Origin of the sequence: Nostoc sp. (genome assembly GCF_036917775.1) — a bacterium.
Classification (GTDB): Bacteria; Cyanobacteriota; Cyanobacteriia; order Cyanobacteriales; family Nostocaceae; genus Nostoc.
In genome coordinates this window covers 42,979-64,256 of the sequence record NZ_JBALEQ010000082.1, presented here as the reverse complement: position 1 = coordinate 64,256, position 21,278 = coordinate 42,979, and the positions used below count along the sequence as shown (strand labels likewise).

Annotated in this window: 7 protein-coding genes and 2 pseudogenes; 3 read left to right on the top strand and 6 right to left on the bottom strand. The window is 41.4% G+C overall.

Features of this window, described 5'->3' with window-relative positions:
- The 3 genes and pseudogenes from V7K69_RS15285 to V7K69_RS15275 all read left to right on the top strand — a co-directional run.
- Positions 1–240: pseudogene (locus V7K69_RS15285) on the top strand (hypothetical protein); the annotation flags it as partial.
- A 239-nt stretch (positions 241–479) separates the two neighbouring features.
- Positions 480–836 (top strand): hypothetical protein, encoded by a 357-nt coding sequence (locus tag V7K69_RS15280; RefSeq protein WP_335035737.1) that lies wholly within the window; start codon positions 480–482, stop codon positions 834–836.
- Between the two features lie 32 nt (positions 837–868).
- Positions 869–1,078: pseudogene (locus V7K69_RS15275) on the top strand (transposase); the annotation flags it as partial.
- 21 nt (positions 1,079–1,099) lie between these two features.
- Here the strand turns inward: V7K69_RS15275 and V7K69_RS15270 are convergent.
- From V7K69_RS15270 to V7K69_RS15245, 6 genes are all read right to left on the bottom strand, one after another.
- Complete coding sequence (locus tag V7K69_RS15270) at positions 1,100–1,879, bottom strand: 2OG-Fe(II)-dependent halogenase WelO5 family protein (RefSeq protein WP_335035736.1); 780 nt, start codon at positions 1,877–1,879, stop codon at positions 1,100–1,102.
- Positions 1,880–2,139: 260 nt separating this feature from the next.
- A complete protein-coding gene (locus tag V7K69_RS15265) occupies positions 2,140–4,149 on the bottom strand; it encodes an ABC transporter ATP-binding protein/permease (protein ID WP_335035734.1) in 2,010 nt (669 codons plus the stop codon).
- Between the two features lie 100 nt (positions 4,150–4,249).
- Positions 4,250–5,071 carry a pyrroline-5-carboxylate reductase gene (gene proC / locus V7K69_RS15260; RefSeq protein ID WP_335035732.1) on the bottom strand — a complete coding sequence of 274 codons (822 nt, stop codon included), beginning with the start codon at positions 5,069–5,071 and terminating at the stop codon, positions 4,250–4,252.
- A gap of 41 nt (positions 5,072–5,112) precedes the next feature.
- Complete coding sequence (locus tag V7K69_RS15255; protein ID WP_335035730.1) at positions 5,113–6,213, bottom strand: zinc-binding dehydrogenase; 1,101 nt, start codon at positions 6,211–6,213, stop codon at positions 5,113–5,115.
- A 74-nt stretch (positions 6,214–6,287) separates the two neighbouring features.
- Positions 6,288–7,082 (bottom strand): 2OG-Fe(II)-dependent halogenase WelO5 family protein, encoded by a 795-nt coding sequence (locus tag V7K69_RS15250; RefSeq protein ID WP_335035728.1) that lies wholly within the window; start codon positions 7,080–7,082, stop codon positions 6,288–6,290.
- A gap of 176 nt (positions 7,083–7,258) precedes the next feature.
- Positions 7,259–21,259 (bottom strand): amino acid adenylation domain-containing protein, encoded by a 14,001-nt coding sequence (locus V7K69_RS15245; RefSeq protein ID WP_335035726.1) that lies wholly within the window; start codon positions 21,257–21,259, stop codon positions 7,259–7,261.
- Positions 21,260–21,278: the final 19 nt, after the last annotated feature.

The following is a 21,278-nucleotide window of genomic DNA, read 5'->3' as shown; positions in this document are numbered from 1 at the left end:
TCTATTTTTGGTAAATACAAACATTTTTCTTCTAGATGTCCTTTCAAACAGATAGGTCAGATGATTCTAAATATTTCTTTATGTACTATGAATTTTACTAGTCTGATGGTTAAGGAGGCATTAGAAAATGTTCGCTATCTTGACCTTAAGGCTTGGTCATCTCAAGTTTTTGGTCAGTCCACGCTCTCAAAAAGAAAAACTGTATTTTCGGACTCAATTGACAACACAATAATTGCATGAAGTTTTTTAGCAATTTCCCTACAAAGTCAACATCCTAGGCTGGGGGATATTTCTAACTGACTTTCAGCTTAATCGCTTGTTTGTCCTCTGGGTTTTTCGTATGACATCGCTTAACCATTAGAATATTTTTTTCTGAATATGGAAATTTTATGTAAATTTAACCACATCATCCTGACGAAAGTTTACAATATAATTACTGAAACTAATCTAGTTACAACCAACAGGCTTTGGTTTGACCCATGACTGATAACAAACAAATTGTCTGCCAACTCACTCAACAAAAACCAAAACGTGTTTTGGTTGTAGCTCCAAGTAAACTCACTATCCATCATCGTCACAGACAATCCTTTCAGGTACTACCCACATTAAGCGATTACATTTTCAAAGTCATCGTTAAATTGTCTATTGTCAGCACTATGTTGTTTGGCATCAGTGCATTGGGCTATTGGGGATTAGAAATTGTTGAAGCTAACACAATCCCGACGATAGAAGATAGATACGATTGGCGAACCCAAAAGCATATTTGTTTTGGTTGGATGCTGTTTACTTTTTCTAGCTTTCTTGGGAGCGCTTCTTTTGGTAACGAGTCTCACTAATCAGATTCAAGAGAGTTGTGGGATAGGTTCATAAAATCTTGTTACGTAAGCGAGCGGTAATTGAGTCAGTAAATGACCATCTCAAAAATATATGTCAAATAGAACACTCACGACATCGTAGCCCATTCAACTTTTTGGTTAACTTGGTAGCTGGTTTAGTTGCCTATACCTATTTGCCCAAAAAACCATCGATCGATATTTACCCAAAAGACTTACCTGCACTGCCTCCTGCTATTTTTTAGTTCCGTCGAACTCACGTTTAGTTAAGACCAAAAAACTAAATCTCCACTTGGCATTTGTCCAATAAAAGAGCTAATTGTAATACGTTCGCCAATACCTGGTAAGACTTCATGAAAATTACGGCTATTGAAGATAAGCAAATCTCCTATGAGTGGAATATTATGCTTTACTTCTGAGTTAACTACTAAGGAAGAGTCGTAGCCATACGAACCAGAAATTTTATATTTTTCATCTTCAGGTTGCCACTGGCGGTTGTATACTTTGCAAATACCGCCTTGCCTTGGTGCTTTAATATATACATTCCAGACTAGCTGTGAGGTAATGTTTCCTATTTTCCAATCTGGGGCATCTAACCCTGCAAAGTCTATGTGTAACAAAGCAATATTAATCTGACGTATTAATCCTGCAAAATAATCTCCATAGACTTCATTTTCGTAAGCAATCTGTACTTTGCTTGAAACATTCTGACACAAAATTGTTGCTAAACGTTTAAGTGGATCAAAAGCTAAAGAAGTTACTTGCTTATAAGTCTCACTAGTTTTTCTAACTGCATCAAAATACCCCGATTTATCTCTATTTCTATATTCAAATTGTGTAATTCCAATCCTACCTATTGGTGGTTCTACATTCCTATAGAAATCAAACCCAACTTTTTCAATTGCTAGAGATAGTTTGTTACATTCTGAAACTGACGCAAAGTTAGAGATCCGGATTGATGGAATCTCATTTTTCAGCAATGCTTGAAAGTTATCAGAGTTCATTTCGCAGTCATTTAAGGTTTCCCACTGCATTGTCTTCAGCATGGTAATTTCTCCTTAATATCTAGTAAATTAAATTTTTGTAGGAATCATAAATGATAGAGATTTGATAAGGCTTCTTTACTGATAAGTTATTTTGTCAGATAAATTTTGAATTAAGGTGTCATAAAGTTTGGCGTTAATAGCAGTCCAAATAAGATTGAAAAGAGTAATCTTCAATTTGTAATTATCTTTTAAAGAAAAAAATAATTTATTTAACTGTTTGGCAAAATTTATTTATCTTGAAGATTTATGAGTAGTAAACATTAAACACTCACCCATTTCAATACGTTGGGGTCTTTGTCATATCGATAGGTAAAACCATTTCTAGTAGTAATAGATTCACCTTTGCTAGCTTTACTTCTAATAGTCTTAATGGCATAGTATGTTAATGCGCTCATTTCTTTATGAGAAAGTCCTTCAGTTGTCGCTTTTTGAGCCAAAATAGCTAATTTATTTTGAGGGTCATTATTAGCATTTCTTTGAGTATTTTCTGGAGAATTAGGGACAATATTGTTTCGATTTCGGTAATCTTGGACAGTTAGAAGTTGCCAGCTAGAGTCATGTGAGAGTTCCAAAACCCATTGATGATAGTCAAATAAGCTTTCTCTATGCCCAACACTAATAAATGTTGTTTTTGTTTCTTTTAACTGTTGATATAAACTTCCTTCATTTTTTAAATCCAATGCACTTGTTGCTTCATCTAATATGGTGAATCTTGGATGAGTTATTAACAGGCGTGCAAAAGCTAGGCGCTGCTGTTCTCCTAGCGATAATATATTTTCCCAGGAAACTTCAGTATCCAAGCCTTCAACTCGACTGAGCAAGTTTTGCAGGTTTACTTGTTGCAAAACTTCTCCCAGTTGTGCGTCAGTCATCTGACGATTAGTTTTGGGGTAGAGTAACTGTTCGCGCAAAGTTCCCAAAATGATATAAGGGCGTTGGGGTAAGAATAAAACTTCTTCTAGAGGAGGTCGCACTAGGCGACCAGTTCCCGCATTCCACAAACCCGCGATCGCTCTTAGCAGTGAACTTTTACCTCGACCACTAGGCCCGACAATTAATAAACCTTCTCCTGGCTGAACAGATAGTGACAAGTTTTCAACAATTACCTGCTCATAATCGGGAGTTTGTAAAGTAACATTCTCAAAAGCCAGATGATTTTCTTCTATTGTTTTAATGGTGCTTAGATTCTCTGGCTCTATAGTCACTGCTTCTAACGTATCTGAAAATTCAGATAAACGCTTAACGTAACTAGAAAACCGCCCAGAAGTCCCAAATTCAGCTATTAATACTTCTAAACCCCCAGCAAATTGATAGCTCGCTACAGTAGCTTGTCCAAGTTGCCCGAAATCAATATCACCTTGAATATATAGAGGTGCAAGTACTAAGAGTAATCCAAGCTCGATAGCAGCCCGATATCCTCTATTAAAAATATCCTGATTTCTCTCCCAATTAATCTTTTGCTGAATATTTTTTATAAGTATCAGAAATCGTCGCTGAATAATGTTAAGTTCTTGTTTTTCGCCTTGATAAAAAGCTATCGACTCAGCGTGATTGCGAACATGAGTGAGAGAATAACTATAATCAGCTTTAGATTCAATTTCTACTTGATTAATTTTAATTAATTCTTGATTTAAGTAACCAGCAATTAAATTACCTATAACTGTATAGATTATTAAACCAATAGCTATCTCGTGAGAAAGCGACCAGACAATTACTAAGTAAATTATCATCTCTAGTAGTTTTTCTAGGAAAGTAGTAGAAAAACTGAGAGCGCTACTAGTAATTGGTTCAATTTCTTGAGCTAAACGTTGATCTGGGTTATCAATCTCTGTTTGAAAGTTAACTTTATAATAAGCTCGATTTTTTAAATATTTATCTAAAATATGATTTTCAAGCCATTTGTACCAATCAAGAGAAATTTGTTTTCTTATAAACTTAGTAAATCCTAGTAAAAGTGTTATTAAAACAAGACCAACAGCATATATTGATATAGTATGAGTGAATTTAGAATAATCTTTATCTTGAATAATAAAATCGATTAGATAGCGATAAATAAAAGTATTAAAAGCAGTTATACTCACAAATAAGACTATTAAAAATATTAGGAAAACAAGCATTAACCATGTACGAATTACATCAGAGAATGCTCTTTGTCCTGGCTTTGTTGGATACCAGTAAGGCCCGGCGATCGCTTTGACATCTTCCCAGAATTGAATAAACTCTGAAAAAGCATTTTTTGAAGGTTGAGTTGGAAAAATTTGGGTTGACATTTGCTGTAATTAAACTAAAATCTTTTATCAAGCGTAGTACTTTTTAAGGTTGAATAATTAGTAATAATTACTACTAATAAATTCCATTCACAACTAATTTTTAAAACATATTGCCTAGTTGTTGAGTGCGGCTTAAAGCAGTAAGTACCGCATTAGAAATCACAGTTCGCATACCACCTTTTTCTAGCTCGTAAAGACCAGCAGCAGTAACTCCCCCAGGACTCGTTACCTTGTTGCGTAAGACTGCTGGATGTTCGTGAGTCTGCAACATCAGTTCGACACTGCCACCAATCGTATGCAATGTTAGTTCTTCGGCTTGTATGCGAGTTAAACCCATTTGTACCCCAGCATCAATCATTGCTTCGATGTACAGAAAGATAAATCCAGTTCCCGCGCTACTTAACGCCGTTGCCATATCAAGGTAATGCTCATTTTGGGTAGGAAATTCTTTACCTAATGCTTGTAATATGACTTGTGTCTGCGATCGCTGTTTTTCGGTCACACTTGATGATGCACTCCATACCGTAGTTCCATGACCAACTTGTACCGCAATATTGGGCATGGTACGAACAACAGCAGGATGCTCCAACCCTTGGCATAGAGAGGTAATACCTACTCCACCGATAATACTAATTATTAAAGCATCAGGTGAAATTTTACCCTTAAGCACAGCCATAACAGAAGATAACACCTGTGGCTTTACCGCCAATACCACAATAGATGTGTCTTGCACAGCTTCTATGTTAGAGGTTGTAGTACGTACACCATATTCCCTTTCTAAATGAAGGCATCGTGTAGAAAGCGGATCGCTAACAATAATTAGTTCCGGTTTTTCAACAATTTTTGTTGATAACAATCTACTAATTATCATCTCACCCATCGTTCCACCGCCGATAAAGGCAATTTTTAAATCTTCCAGCATATCTTCTTCCTAAGTTATTTAATATATTTTTAGCTTTAAGATCAATTAGGCTGAATTACAGCTTTTAATACAGAGCCTTGCTCTACATCTGCTAGGGCTTGATTAATTTCTTCTAACTTGTATGAACAGCTAATTATGCTTTCCCAAGCAATATTTTTTCTAGAATTACTATGGCGTTTTAATAATTCAATCATCCTATAAAAATGGCTAAAATCAATTCCCCAAGTTCCCCGGATATCTATATGTTTTAAATTAATTTCTAAGTGGGGATTGATGAGAATATCTCCAGTGTTGGTGTAATGTCCAACAATTACATAGCGACCGCCATTTCTCGTTATATTCAAGCCTTCTTTGACAGCAATGGGAACGCCTGTGGCTTCAATAGTCACATCAGCACCATGTCCGTTTGTCAATTCCAAAACTCGCTCAATATGTTGTCGTGGCTCATCAGCTGTAATGACAAGAGCTTCATCGACACCGAAGGATTTAGCAACTGCTAATCGGCTCTCAAATTTATCAATCACAATTACTTTACCCGCACCTGAAAGCAAAGCCAGAATTGCTGCACTCAAACCCACAGGGCCGCAACCTTGTACCACGACAACATCACCAATTTGAATCTGCGCTCTATCTATAGCGTGGAGTGCAGTTGGTAAAGCACATCCGCCAGCAATAAATTGCTTTGGTGAGACTTCCTCGGGTAGAGTAAGAACCTTTACCCCTGGTTTAAGGTAAATCAGTTGCGACCAACCACCCAATAATCCCTCGTTGGCTGAGTAGGTGACACCATACACCTTGCGTTGGGGACAGCGAGTGGATGCTTTGGCTACTAGACAATACCAGCAGTTGTAACAGGTTTCGTGGACATCTAAAAAAGTGGCGATCGCTCCAGGCTGAATTAATTTACCATTGACATCTCTAACCTGTCCCCCTGTTTCCACCACACGACCGACTGAAAAGTGACCGGGGATAATTGGGTAGGGAACTCCTTCTAAATGTCCGCGGAGTAGATGTACATCAGTTCCACAAACTTCAGAATATAAGGTTTCAATAACAATTCCACCTTTTTCTAAAACCGGGTCTGGTAATTGTTGCACTGTCACTGGCTTATTAGGTGCAGTCATTACAGCTGCTAAAGGCATGAATCATTACCTCTTTTTTCAAAATTACTGTTGATGTAGAGACGTTGTATGCAACGTCTCTACAGAGTTTTGGTTTAAGACCAAAAAATAATTTCACCGTTAGGAAGTAAGCCAATCATGGAAGTGAAACCTACACGTTGTCCATTCATTGGCTCGACATAGTGAAAGTTGCTGGTATTGAAAAGCAAGACATCGCCCACATAAGGTTGAAAAGCGATCGCCTCTTGATCGGCAATGACTGTATCACTGTATCCATAGGAATCTAGCTTATATTGCTCATCTTCTGGTGTCCAACGGCGATCGTAAATACAGGTTTTACCGTGATTGTTATCAGACAATTTCAAGTACAAAGTCCAGGAAAGTTGAGTGGTAATTGTGCAAACTTCCCATCCAGATTGCTCCAATGCAGCAAAATCAATATGTACTTGCGTACCATTTTCAATTTTTCTGATCAATCCTGCATAATAGCTACCGTATTCTGGTTCCGAAGCAATTCGCACCTTCGCGCCACACTCGCGGAATTTCTCCATGATCCGCTCTAATGGATTGAAGGAAGCTGCAAAAATAGAGTCTCTTAATTTAGATGCTCTTTCTACTTCTTGAAAATAATTTGCTTTACTAACGCTGTTGTATTCAAATACTGTGATGCCAACTTTTTCAATTTTAGGAATGACATCTTCATAAGCGTTAAAGACGAGGGATTGAGATTGAGCATATAACTTTTCACATTCTTCGGGTGTGGCAAAGTCTTTAAGCCGAATCAGAGGAATGCGGTGTTCAATCAGCTTTCTTAAAGATTCTGCTGTTAAGGGATACTCTTGGTTTTTTTCCCATCCAGTCGATTTAATTTGGTTAGATGCAGCAGTCATAATACGGTTCCTTACGTTTAAATAAATTTCAAAAGTATTTGAGTTTATTTGCACTGTTTATTCGATAAACTCTCTTTGGGAATTTTCTTTTGGTTACCCTTATTAGGTAATAGTAATATCATGCGATCGCTCTTTCATTTTTTCAAATTTGAGTACAAGTTTAAAAACTCTTGCACTTAAATATTTTTCTTCGCTTGTTCGATACAATCTCTCAAGCGATCGGCTAAAACTTGAACGTGAGGTGGAATCATCATCGTAATATGGTTGCCAGGGACAAACTGAACATTCACTGGTTCGCTAGACAAGGTGTTCCATCCCCAAGCGACATCATGAAAAATCCCTGGCTCAGATTCATTGACAGGCTCTTTTATATTAGACACGCTAGCTCGTAACAGAGCCAGTGGAACCGGATGCACTTGTTGTGGTACATACTCAAAGAAGGCTTTGACATCAACTTTGAAAGCGTGCATTAACTGCTTTAAAGATGTAGTATCTGCATCAAGAGGCAAAATTTCAAGCATTTTCAAGTATTCTAAAACATATTTAAGTTGCTCATCGAGGTCTGATAGTGGAAATTCATCAGTATACATATCCACGTCTTTTGCATACATAGTTTTCATGGTGTCAGCAATCTTAATCAGCCATGTAGCATCGTCCCATTCCATCTGCGGTTCCTGAGCATTTGGCGCTGTGGTATCAAGAATAGCAACTAAAGCGATCGCCTGACCCTGACGCAGCAACTGCTGTGCCATTTCATACGCAACTCTACCGCCAGAGGAATGTCCTGCCAAAAAATATGGCCCTTGTGGCTGCACAGCCTGTAATGCTTGAATATATTCACTAGCCATGTCCTCAACAGGTGCTATTTCTCTACCTAAATGATTTGCTTGGAAACTATAAAATGGTTGGTCACAACCGAGACAACGGGATAAGTTATACAAGTAAAAAGCATGACTACCAGAACCGGGTAGACAAAACAAAGGTGGGTTTGAACCTTGTGGCTGAAGTGCTACCAGAGGAGACCAGCTAAAGACACCAGCATCTTTTTGCAGCACCTCTGCCAACTCTTCAATCGTTGGATGTTGGTATACGGTGACTAAGGGGATATCTTTACTAAACTGCTGCTTAATCTGAGCTATCAAGTAGGGAACTAAAAGGGAATGACCACCCAAGTCAAAAAAGTTATCTTTTACTCCCAGATTCTCAAGCTTGAGGATTTTTGACCAAATATGGGTCAGTTGCAGTTCTATGGTATTTCGGGGTTGAACAAATGTGTCTAAGTTATTGATGTTAGAAGGTGCTTTTAATGCGCGGCGGTCTACTTTGCCGTTAGGAGTAAGTGGCATTTCCTCCAATATCACAAAAGCATTTGGCACCATGTAATCAGGTAGCTTTGCTTTTAAGAAGTTGCGTAATTCATAGATTTTAGGTTTGCAGTGCTGATGCGGAAGTACATAGGCAACTAAGCGTTTATTACCAGGAGTATCTTCACGCACAATGACACAACATGATTTGATATCGTCATATTGACCTAGTACAGCTTCAACTTCGCCCAACTCAATGCGGAAACCCCGAATTTTAACTTGATTGTCAATACGTCCTAATGATTCAAGCTTCCCGTCAGGTAAATAACGTGCTAAGTCCCCAGTTTTATAGAGGCGAGAATTAGGGTTACTGCTAAAGGGGTTAGAGATGAATTTCTCTTGTGTTAATTCAGGACGGTTCAAGTAGCCTTGGGCTAAAAGCACACCTGCAATGTACACTTCTCCTGTGACACCAATTGGTACAGGCTGTAAATATTTATCTAGGATATAAGTTTGCGTATTAGAAATCGGTCGTCCAATGGAAGGTAGTAGCGGCCAAGTTTGGACTGAATCAGGCAAGGTATAACTGGTGGCTAAATGGCTTTCAGATGGCCCATACTGATTGTGCAATGTACAATCAGTTAGTTTACCCAACCACTCATAAATCGCTGGGGTAATTCGCAACTGATCCCCAGAAGTAATGATTTCTCGCAAATGAGTATTGACTAATTCATTACTGATAGCGAATTCCGCAAGTTGCTGTAAGCCGACAACAGGGAGAAACATTCTCTGAATTTGTTTCTCTTGCAGAAAACCTAACAATGCTAAAGCATCACGGCGTAATTCTTCTGTGATGAGGAACAATGTACCGCCAGAACACCAGGTAGTAAAGATTTCCTGGAACGAAACATCAAAGCTAACCGAAGCAAATTGCAGGGTTTTTGCGTCACGAGAAATTTTCAGGTTATCCCGATGCCACAAAATATGATTGCAAAGGGCAAGCTGACTTATGGCTATACCCTTTGGTTTGCCTGTGGAACCGGAAGTGTAAATTATATAAACTAAGTTATTTGGTTGTACGCCAGAAATTATGTTGTCCTGGCTGCACTGAGAAATTAATTCAGCGTCAGTATCTAAGCAAACAAGTTTTGCTTGATTTAGGGGCAGCCTGTCAATCAGTCGCTGTTGAGTCAGTAAAACTTTAACTTGAGTATCTTCTAAAATAAAACTCAAGCGATCGCTCGGATACTCACTGTCAATTGGTACATAAGCAGCACCCGCTTTGAGAATTCCCAACAGTCCGATGACCATTTCTAAAGAACGCTCGACACACAGTCCAACCAAAGTATCTGGTTTTACACCCACAGACTGTAAGTAGTGTGCCAACTGATTAGCGCGGTAGTTTAATTGGTTGTAAGTCAGTTGTTGATTTTGAAACTCTACCGCTACTGCATCGGGTGTCAGTTCCACCTGTTCCTCAAATAACTGATGGATGGATTTATGTAGGGGATAATCTACAAAAGTATCATTCCACTCCACTAACAATTGCTGTTGCTCAACTTGTGTTAACAAGGGCAGTTGAGAAATTCTTTGTTCTGGATTAGCAGTAATACCTTCAAGTAATCTGACAAAATGACTTGTCATTCGCTCTATGGTAGAGACATCAAACAAGTCTGTATTGTACTCCCACAACCCTACTAACCCAGTGTCAGTATTCTGCACAATCAAGGTTAAATCAAACCTGGAGGTTTTACCTTTCATTGAGAATGGACTGACACTTAGCCCACTCAGTTCTAATCCAGATGTGGGGGCATTCTGGAGGACGAACATGACTTGAAACAGTGGTGAATAACTCAGATCCCGTTCTGGCTGCAATGCTTCTACCAGCATTTCAAAAGGTAAATGCTGATGAGAGTATGCCTGCATTGCCATGTCACGAACGCGACTCAGCAATTCGTTAAAGGTGGGATTGCCTGCTAAGTCAGTCCGCATGACTAGGGTATTGACAAAGAAGCCAATTAACCCTTCTATCTCGGAGCGATCGCGGCTAGCAATTGGAGTCCCTACCAATATGTCTTCTGTACCCGTGTAGCGGTAAAGTAGGGTATCAAATGCCGCCAACAACGTCATAAACAGAGTACAACCTTGCTCTTGGCTAAGTTTTGCCAGCTTACTAGTTAGTTCACCAGAAAGTACAAACTCTTGATGTGTCCCATTGTAAGTTTGCCGAGCAGGTCTGGGTCGGTCTGTGGGTAGGGATAATAAAGCTGGTGCATCTTTGAGTTGTTGTTCCCAGTAAGAGAGTTGGCTTTGTAGTACATCTCCTTGCAACCACTTTCTTTGCCAAATTGCGAAATCTGCGTACTGAATTGGCAGTTGTGCTAAAGGTGACGACTGACCTATGGAATAAGTGTTGTAAAGTGTTCCTAATTCAGAGATAAATACACCTGCTGACCAGCCATCAGAGACAATGTGGTGCATACACACTAATAAGATGTGTTCTGTCTGGGACAAGACTACTAATGTGGCTCTGACTAATGCTCCCTTTGCCAAGTCAAACGGTTGAATCGCTTGTTGCTGTGCTAATCGCTGTGTAGCGATTTCTTGTTCGCTAGTTGATAAATGCTTTAAGTCAACAACTGATAATGTCCAATTTGTTTGTGTTTGAATGACTTGAGTTGGTCTTCCATCAACTGTAATGAAATTAGTGCGTAAAGCTTCGTGGCGTTGAATAATTTCACTTAAGCTTTGTTCTAAGGCGGCAACTTGCACAGTCCCTAACAAACGCAACCCGATGGGTATGTTGTAAAAGGAACTGTTTGGCTCTAATTGGTCTAAGAACCATAAACGCTGTTGTGCATAAGACAGTGGTAAGTCTGCATTCTCTGCTCTTTTTAATATCGGTGGTGCAGACACTTCTAGGTTTTCTTGCTGTAACTGACCAATTACTTGGGCTAATTCGGCTACTGTGGTAGCAGTAAATAACTCACGCAATGGTAGTTCTACTATGAAAATGTTGCGGATACGCGAAACTAGTTGAGTTGCAAGTAGCGAGTGTCCGCCAATTTCAAAGAAGTTATCGTGAATGCCTACAAGCTCTACTTTCAGTACTTGCGCCCAAATTTGCGTCAACAGTTCTTCAACTGGAGTGCGTGGGGCAGCATATTTTTTTGTGATTTCGCTTTGTAAATCTGGTGCAGGCAAAGCACGACGATCTACTTTGCCGCTAGGAGTGAGCGGTAGAGACTCCAATATTACAAATGCTTGGGGCATCATGTACTCTGGCAGTTTTGCTTTTAGAAACTGACGCAGTTGGTTGATTGTAGGGGGAGAGTCCGGATGCGGCACTACGTAGGCAACTAAGCGTTTATCACCAGGGTTATCTTCGCGGACGGTAACTACAGCTGCTTGCAAATCACTTAGTTGACTCAGTACTGATTCAATTTCGCCCAACTCAATGCGGAAACCACGTATTTTTACTTGATTATCAATTCGTCCCAGATATTCTATTGAGCCATCGGGTAGATAGCGTGCTAAGTCCCCTGTTTTGTAGAGGCGCTCGGAAGAGGCAGAGGGGAAAGACTGCTCCCCTGCTCCCCTGCTTCCACCGAAGGGGTTGGGGATAAACTTCTCTTGTGTTAACTGGGGACGGTTGAGGTAGCCTAATGCTAATCCCACACCGCCAATGTGCAATTCTCCTGGCACACCAACGGGAACAGGTTGTAAGTGCTTATCTAAAATGTATGCCCTCTTGTTAGGCAGAGGAAAACCAATAGGAATTTTTTGCAGATTTGTGTCTGTGTTACAATGTGCAGGAATTTCAAATAAGGTTGCTGTGATAGTTGCTTCTGTAGGGCCATAGGCATTGAGCAGACGAACGCAAGACATAGGGCTTTGTTGCCAAAGGGCAACATCTGAGGGCAACATTACGTCTCCCCCAACAATCACAAGCCTTAATTGGGTGTTTGCATCTAATATTTGGGTTTTGGCCCACTCTTGAGCTAGTTGTTGCCAATAGGCTGTTGGGAGATTAACAACAGTGAGTCCCAAATCTGAAATTATTTTTTGGAAGTTTGTCAGAGTCCATACATCTGCACCTCTGAGTACTAAGGTAGCGCCAACTATTAGGGTAGGAAATATTTGTTCTAATGAGGCATCGAAGTTGATCGAAGCAAACTGGAGTACACGATCGCTCTTTTCAAGTTTGTAAGCTTGTTGAATAATACAGCAGTGGTTGGCGATCGCTTCGTGTGAAATCATGACTCCTTTGGGTTTGCCTGTAGAACCAGAAGTGTAAATCACATAAGCCAAATAACTCGCTTGTATCTCAGTAATTGGATTAGCGACAGACAAATCACCAAAACAAACCCAGTCAGTATCTAAACAAACAACTTGCACCTCAGTCTGAGGTAGTCTATCAAGCGATCGCTGTTGAGTCAACAATACCTGAAGTTGAGTATCTTCTAACATGAAGCTTAAACGCTCTTGGGGATACTCAGGATCTAGCGGTACGTAAGCTCCACCCGCCTTGAGAATACCCAACATTCCGACAACCATATCTAGCGAGCGTTCTACACACAACCCAACCAGTACTCCTGATTTTACCCCAAGGGTTTGCAGATAATGAGCGAGTTGATTGGCTTTGGCATTTAACTCGCTATATGTCAGCTGTCGATCCTCAAATATCACCGCCGTTGCATTCGGTGTCCGCGCTACTTGTTCCTCAAATAACTGGGGAATAAATTTACCTTTGGGATACTCTAATGCTGCCTGGTTCCCTTCCACCAAAAGTTGATGGCGCTCCTCTAAAGAAATCAGAGAGTTTAACTCATAACGCGCTTGTGGCTCGTTCGCCATTTCCGCCAGAACTCTCAGATAATAATCACTGATTCGGTTGATTTGTTCGGAGCATAATTCACCCGGATCGTAGTTCAAACTCAGTCCTATGTGGGATGAGTTGGGACTGACGCTGAATTGAGCAACCAGAGGAAAGTTTGTTTTTTCAAAGAACTTTCCACCTAGCAACTGCAAATTATCGAGTTCCAGCACTTGTTCGTAGATATGGAAATGGGTGAAATTAAACGCTGTCTCAAATAAAGGCTCACCACCCAAACGCTGCTGAATTTCTGCCAAAGGATAACGACGGTGTGGCAAAATTTCTCGTTCTGCGGCAAATACTTTCTGCACTAGGTCTATCCAAGTACCTCCAGCTAATTGCAGGCGGAATGGCAATGTATTGAGGAATAACCCCAAGACTCGCTCACCATCATTTTGCTCAGGTCGTCCGTTAGCTACCACACCCGTTACTACATCCTCTTCACCACTGAGGAAATTTAACACTCGTAAATGGGCAGCCAACAGTACACTCTTAAGCGGAACTTCTGCGGACTGAGCCAGTTGTTTTAAGCCTGCAAAAATCTCAGGCGATAAAGTTACCTCTTCTAGACCTATTTCTTGAGCATCAGTGTTTTTTGACTTAGAAGGCCAGCGATACAACTTGGTGAAAGTGCTGTCTTGTAATTTTTCACTCCAGTATTGTTGAGTCTGTGATGAGGTAAGTGCTTGTTGCTCTAAAGCTATAAAGTCTCTGTAAGTAATGCTTAATGGTAGCGATACATAATCGATTCCTTTGCCTAAAAGCGATAAGTAACGCTTAAACAACTCACTCATCATTGAAGCCAGACTCCACCCATCGAAAATGGCATGGTGAAAGCTCAAACTGAGATTAAATGTCTCGTGGGTGCGACGATGGACAAAGAAACGCACTAAGGGAGGACGAGTCCAATCAAAATGTAGTTTCTTTTGGGTTTCAAACCAAGCAGCCAAGGCAACTTCATACTCGGTATCATTTAAATGACACCAATCTTCCACCTGCAAAGGAACTTCGACTTGCTGATGAACCAGTTGCAACGGAATGCTGAACTTAGTTAGCTCAAATGAAGTCCGCAGTACAGCATGATGATTGACTAAATCTTGAACAGCAACCTGTAAAAGTTGAACATCAAGCGGGGTTTTGAGATGTAAACTGAAAATGTCGTGATAGACTGCACTATCTTGGTTGTACTCGCTGTGGTAAATCATTCCCATTTGCAGCATTGCCAGAGGATAGGCATCTTCTATACCTGAAGGTACTTGCTGTTTGTCTACCTCAGAAATCAGGCTGAATGGTTGAGTTAATTTTGATGTTCCAGTGTCATTATCCTGTGTTCTCAGTTCTTGGACTAGCTCGTGAATTGTTTGATGTTGAAATAACTGTTGTACAGAAAAAATCAAACCTTGTTCTTTAGCTTGAGCCAGGACTTGAATACTACGAATAGAATCGCCACCCAAAGCAAAGTAGTTATCATTAATACCTACTTGCTCAACACCAAGAACATTCGCCCAAATAGCAGCTAATATTTTTTCTTCGGGAGTACTAGGCGCGACAAAAACATCTTCTAATTCTGGTCTGCTGCTATCGGGTGCTGGCAAAGCGCGACGGTCTACCTTACCATTTGCTGTTAATGGTAAAGCTTCTAACTGTACAAAAGCACTTGGGACCATGTAGCTGGGCAGTTGACTGACAAGGTAGTGACGTAGTTGTGCAGTTGTCAGAGTTACTTCGGTCTTCGACACCACGTAAGCAACTAAACGTTTGTCGCCTGGTTCATCCTCCCGTACCACCACGACACTTTCCCACACCTGTGGGTGTTGTGCCAGTAGTGCTTCAATTTCTCCTAACTCAATACGGAAACCACGAATTTTTACTTGATTGTCGATGCGTCCTAAATACTCTAGCTCGCCATTGGGTAAATAACGCGCCAAGTCCCCTGTTTTGTAGAGTCTGGCTTGGGGGTTATCACTAAAAGGATGAGAGATAAATCTTTGTGCTGTCAGTTCGCTGCGATTGAGATAACCACGTGCCACACCAGCGCCACCAACGTACATTTCACCTGGCACACCAATGGGCATCGGTTGTAAATATTCATCCAACACGTACACCTGTAAGTCAGGGATGGGACGACCAATGACACTGGCGCTGTGATTTAAATCAGCTTTGCTCAGGGGGCGGTAGGTGACGTGTACGGTGGTTTCTGTAATTCCGTACATATTCACTAATTGGGGTTTGGTGTCTCCATGTCGCTCAAACCAAGGCTGTAAGCTCTTTATTTCTAATGCTTCCCCACCGAAAATTACTAGGCGTAAGTTTAAGTCAGAGGCAGGGGGAAATGGTATTCCCTGTTCTGCTTGAATTAATTGGCGGAAGGCGGAAGGTGTTTGGTTAAGAACTGTAACTTTTTCTTGACACAATAAATTGTAGAAAGATTCGGGTGTACGCGTCACTAAATATGGCACTACTACCAGTCGTCCGCCGTACAGCAGTGCGCCCCAGATTTCCCATACGGAAAAGTCAAAGGCTATTGAGTGGAACATTGTCCACACATCATCACCATTGAACTGATACCAAGAGTCTGTAGCTGCAAATAGACGAACTACATTTGAATGGTTAATTAATGTACCTTTCGGTTGACCTGTAGAACCGGAGGTGTAGATGACATAAGCTAAATTGTTAATTGTAGAGCTATTAATAAGATTATCTTTACTTTGTGACGAGATATCTTGCCAGTCTTTATCTAAGCAGACTACACGCGCCTCGTGTTCTGGCAGGTTAGCGAGTAATTTCTCTTGAGTCAACAGTACTGATACCTGCGAATCGTTGAGCATATATGCCAAACGTTCAGTCGGATAGTCTGGGTCTAGTGGCAGGTATGCCCCACCAGCTTTAAGAATACCAAGTAATCCCACTAACATAGAGAGCGATCGCTCTACGCACAACCCAACCAGCACATCTGCTCCCACTCCCAAGGACTTCAGGTAATGCGCCAAAGAGTTAGCACGACAGTTCAACTGTCTATAGGTGAGTTGTTCATTTGCATACACAACTGCCACTGCATCAGGTGTACGCTCTACTTGTTCTTCAAACAACTCATGGATGCACTTATGCTGAAGATAATTTGCCTGAGTATCATTCCATTCTAGTAATAATTGCTGTTGCTCCCCTGATGTGAGTAAAGGCAATTGGGAAATCTTTTCTTCTGGGTTAGCAACAATACCCTCTAGCAACGTGACAAAATGCCCAGCCATCCGCTCAATTGTGCTGGCATCAAATAAATCGGTGCTATATTCCCACCAGCCCACCAATCCAGTGGGGGTGTTAGTCATAGATAAAGTTAAATCAAATTTGGCAGTTACGCTTTCTGTTCTCAATTGAGTAACAGTTAACCCAGTCAGTTCTACTCCAGACATGGGCGCATTTTGAAGCACAAACATTACCTGGAACAGAGGTGTATGGCTGAGATTGCGTTCTGGTTGCAATGCTTCAACTAGCATTTCAAAAGGCAAGTCCTGATGAGCGTAGGCATCCATTGCCATTTCACGGACACGACTCAGTAATTCATTAAAACTGGGGTTGTCTGCCAAGTTAGTACGCATGACTAAGGTATTGACAAAAAAGCCAATTAAACCTTCAAGCTCCAAGCGATCGCGGTTCGCAATGGGAGAACCAACCAAAATATCTGATTGTCCTGAGTGACGGTAGAGTAAAGTATCATAAGCTGATAACAGCGTCATGAAGAGAGTACAACCTTGCTCCTGGCTCAGTTTTGTCAACTTTTGAGTTAACTGGGGTGAAAGGACAAACTCTTGATGTGCGCCGTTGAATGTCTGCACAGCAGGTCTGGGTCGGTCTGTACGTAGCGGCAACAAAGTTGGTGCATCTTTTAGTTGTTGCTGCCAGTAATTTAGTTGAGTTTGCAGTACATCCCCTTGCAACCACTGTTGCTGCCAAATAGCGAAATCTGCATACTGAATCGGCAGTGGCACTAACGATGGAGTCTCACCTTGAGAGTAGGCATTGTACAGGGAAACTAGTTCCGAGACAAACACACCTGTTGACCAGCCATCAGAGACAATGTGGTGCATACATATACTTAATACGTGTTCCGTCTCGGACAGCACTACTAATGTCACCCTGACTAATGGTTCGCTTGTTAGGTCAAAAGGTTGAATAGCTTCTTGTTGCGCTAATTGCTGTGTGGCGATTTCTTGTTCGGTTGTGTGTAAATGCTGCCAGTCAATTACCGACATCCTCCAATTCATTTCTGGATGAATAATTGGAGAAGATTTTCCAGCAATTGTGATGAAGTTGGTGCGTAAGGCTTCGTGGCGTGCAATGATTTTATGCAGACTTTGTTCTAGGGCAACTCGATCGAGAGTTCTTACTAGACGCAAAGCTAGGGGTATGTTGTATAAAGCATTGTTCGGCTGTAACTGGTCTAAAAACCACAAACGCTTTTGAGCATAAGACAGTGTTAAATCGGAATTTTCGGGTCTTGGTAAGATTGGTGGTGCAGACAGTTCTGCTTTTTGTTGCTGCAATTGCTCAAGCGATCGCGCTAATTGGGCTACTGTGGCTGTAGCAAACAACTCACGCAATGGTAATTCTACTTTGAAAATGTTGCGGATGCGTGAAACTAGTTGCGTTGCGAGTAACGAATGTCCCCCAAGTTCAAAGAAATTATCATATATCCCTACTTGTTCTACTTTCAGCACCTGCGCCCAAAGGGATGCCAGCATTTCTTCAATTGGGTTACGTGGGGCAATATATTTATCTGCATTAGTGCTGAGTAAATCGGGTGCGGGCAATGCTCGACGGTCTACTTTGCCGCTAGGACTTATTGGCAAAGATTCCAGCATGACAAAAGCATTGGGAACCATGTACTCTGGCAGTTTTGCTTTCAGGAATTGCCGCAGTTCGCTAATTTTCTGTGTACCGTCTTGTTGTGCTACTACATAGGCAACTAAGCGTTTGTCACCCCTGTTATCTTCGCGGACAATAACACAACAGGACTCTACATGACTATGTTGACTCAGTACTGCTTCAATCTCGCCTAACTCAATCCTTAATCCCCGTACTTTTACTTGATTATCAATTCGCCCCAAGTATTTAATATTGCCATCTGGCAAGTATCTTGCTAAATCTCCAGTTTTGTATAAAAGTGCTGTTAGCGGATAGCTAAGGTTCAGCCCGTGCTGAGTGCTGTTAGCGGTAGCGGGGCGTTTAGCCCGTGCTGAGTTCTCCCCCTGCTCCCTGCTCCCTGCTCCCCTGCCTTTTCCGAAGGGGTTTGGGATAAATTTCTCTTGTGTCAACTCAGTACGGTTGAGGTAGCCTTTGGCAACGCCAACACCCCCAATGTGCAATTCACCAGGCACACCCACTGGTACAGGTTGGAGATGGGAATCAAGAATGTAAATTTGCGCGTTATGAGCAAAAAGACGACCAATTGGGATAGTTTCTTTGGTTTGGTTGATTAATTTATTTGCTTCTAGCTTGTAGGCAGTTAAACAAACGGTGGTTTCGGTAGGGCCATACAGGTTCCAAGCATCAGCACCTTTATTTGCTAACTCCAAAGCTAGTTTTCGGGGTAGAGCTTCACCACCACACAGGATTTTCAATTTCCGATTACCCTGCCAACCCGCCGCTAAAAGCAGATTCCATGTAGCTGGTGTGGCGTGCATGATTGTCGCCTTAGAAACCAGCTTTTGTAACTGCTTGCCGTCTAAGGCTATTTCACGAGTAGCTAATACCACTTGCCCACCTGCAATTAAAGGGAAGTACAATTCCAGTACTGCCATGTCAAAAGAGATTGTTGTGATGGCTAAGAAAATCTCTTTGTCTGAAAGTCCAACACACAGGCGCATAGAATCTAAGAAGTTGGTCACAGATTTATGGCAGATTTGCACCCCTTTGGGTTTTCCTGTAGACCCAGAAGTGTAGATGACATAAGCCAGATTTTCAGATGTAGCTTTAGTGATAGGATTTGTTTGTGGTTGATGAGAAATTACTGCCCAGTCAGTATCTAAACATACTACTTGCGCTTGATGCTTGGGAAGTTTTGCTACCAATTCTGCCTGAGTTAGTAACACCGAAATTTGAGCATCTTCTAACATCAAAGCTATACGCTCAGGTGGCAATGCCGGATCTAAAGGAACATAAGCTCCACCTGCTTTGAAAATTGCTAACAATCCCACGAGCATATCTAAGGAACGCTCAAGACAAATTCCTACCAGTACCTCTTTCTCCACACCCAAAGACTGAAGGTAGTGTGCTAACTGGTTAACGCGACAGTTTAATTGGGAGTAAGTTAGTTGTTGGCTTTCGCTGTGCGTGTCTACAAACTCTACTGCTACTGCATCTGGGGTACGTGCTACCTGCTCCTCAAATAAGGAATGAACACACTTGTCTTGGATATCACCTGCCTGAGCGTTGTTCCATTCCACTAATAACTGCTGTTGCTCAACTTCCGTCAGCAAGGGCAATTGGGAAATCCTCTGTTCTGGGTTAGCAACAATACCTTCCAGTAATGTTTGGAAATAGCCACTCATCCGCTCTATACTGCTGGGATCAAACAAATCTGTGTTGTATTGCCACACACCTATTAGCCCAGTGGAAGTATTCTGCATCGATAAACTCAAGTCAAACTTGGAATTTGTTCTTTCTGTCTCGAATGGACTGACAGTTAACCCACTAAGCTCTATTTCAGACATGGGTTCATTTTCCAAGGCAAATATTACCTGACACAGTGGCGTATGGCTGAGGTCGCGCTGTGGTTGCAATGCTTTGACTAACTCTTCAAAGGGCAAGTCTGCACGGTCGTAAGCTTGCAGTGTCACTTGCCGCACTCGACCCAGCAATTCCTGAAAGCTGGGGTTGCCTGATAAATTGGTACGTAGTACTAAAGTGTTGATAAAAAAGCCAATTAAGCCTTCAAGTTCCAAGCGATCGCGTCCAGCAATGGGCGTACCAACTACAATATCATCGAAGCCTGTGTAGCGATAAAGCAAAGTTGCATAAGCTGCGAATAGCGTCATGAACAGGGTAGTTCCCTGTTGTCTGCTGAAATTAGCGATCGCCTGACTCAGTTCAAGTGAAAATTCTATATGATGGACTGCGCCCCGGAAACTTTGAATTGCTGGTCTAGGTCTGTCTGTAGGTAATTCTAGTAAAGTGGGAGCGTCTTTAAGTTCTTGTTTCCAATAATCAAGCTGCGTTTGGAGTACTTCTGCTTGCAAATATTTTCGTTGCCAAATCGCAAAGTCGGCATACTGAATTGGTAGCTCTGGTAGCTCTGGGGATAAATTATTGCACAGAGCTGAGTAAATGCTTGCTAACTCGCGCATCAATACACCCATTGACCACCCATCGTAGACAATGTGGTGTATTGTTAGTAGTAAAACGTGTTCTACCTCTTTGAGCTTAACCACAGCAACTCGGATTAAAGGAGAATGAGCAAGGTCAAAGGGTTGAGTAGCTTCTGCGGTGACTAACTGTTGACAAGCGATTTTTCTTTCAGTTTCGGATAATTTTGTGAGGTCTACTACTGGCACACTTAAGGTTAAGCTATCAGCAATGACCTGTACTGGCTGTTCGTTGATAGTGCGGAAATTAGTACGTAAAATTTCGTGGCGAGCAATAATTTTGTTGAGACTTTGCCTTAGTGCCACGATGTTTAATTGACCGTGAAGTTTTATAGCTGCTTGTTCGTTGTAGAAGGGATTATCTGGTTCTAACTGGTCTAATAACCAGAGTCGTTCTTGGGCAAATGACAGAGGTAAGTTTTCAGGGCGATCGTCTTTAATTAAGGGGAAATCTGTATCATGAGCCGCATTTTTCTCGTGCAGCAATAAGATAAGTTCCGCTTTATTTTTAGCTAATAAGTCACGAGTTTCTAGCGTCAATACTCCCTTTGGAGCATTAGCACGCAATTGCTCACCTTCAACCCACAACTTCACACCCTGTTTAGTAAGATCAACGACCAATTGTTCGATATTCACAGAAACATTACTCCCCGTC

Bases quoted from the DNA above. Each gene is read 5' to 3' on its own strand.
- V7K69_RS15280 (WP_335035737.1), top strand. From the start codon at position 480: ATGACTGATAACAAACAAATTGTCTGCCAACTCACTCAACAAAAACCA.
- V7K69_RS15250 (WP_335035728.1), bottom strand. From the start codon at position 7,082: ATGACTGCTGCATCTAACCAAATTAAATCGACTGGATGGGAAAAAAAC.
- proC (WP_335035732.1), bottom strand. From the start codon at position 5,071: ATGCTGGAAGATTTAAAAATTGCCTTTATCGGCGGTGGAACGATGGGT.
- V7K69_RS15265 (WP_335035734.1), bottom strand. From the start codon at position 4,149: ATGTCAACCCAAATTTTTCCAACTCAACCTTCAAAAAATGCTTTTTCA.
- V7K69_RS15270 (WP_335035736.1), bottom strand. From the start codon at position 1,879: ATGCTGAAGACAATGCAGTGGGAAACCTTAAATGACTGCGAAATGAAC.
- V7K69_RS15255 (WP_335035730.1), bottom strand. From the start codon at position 6,213: ATGCCTTTAGCAGCTGTAATGACTGCACCTAATAAGCCAGTGACAGTG.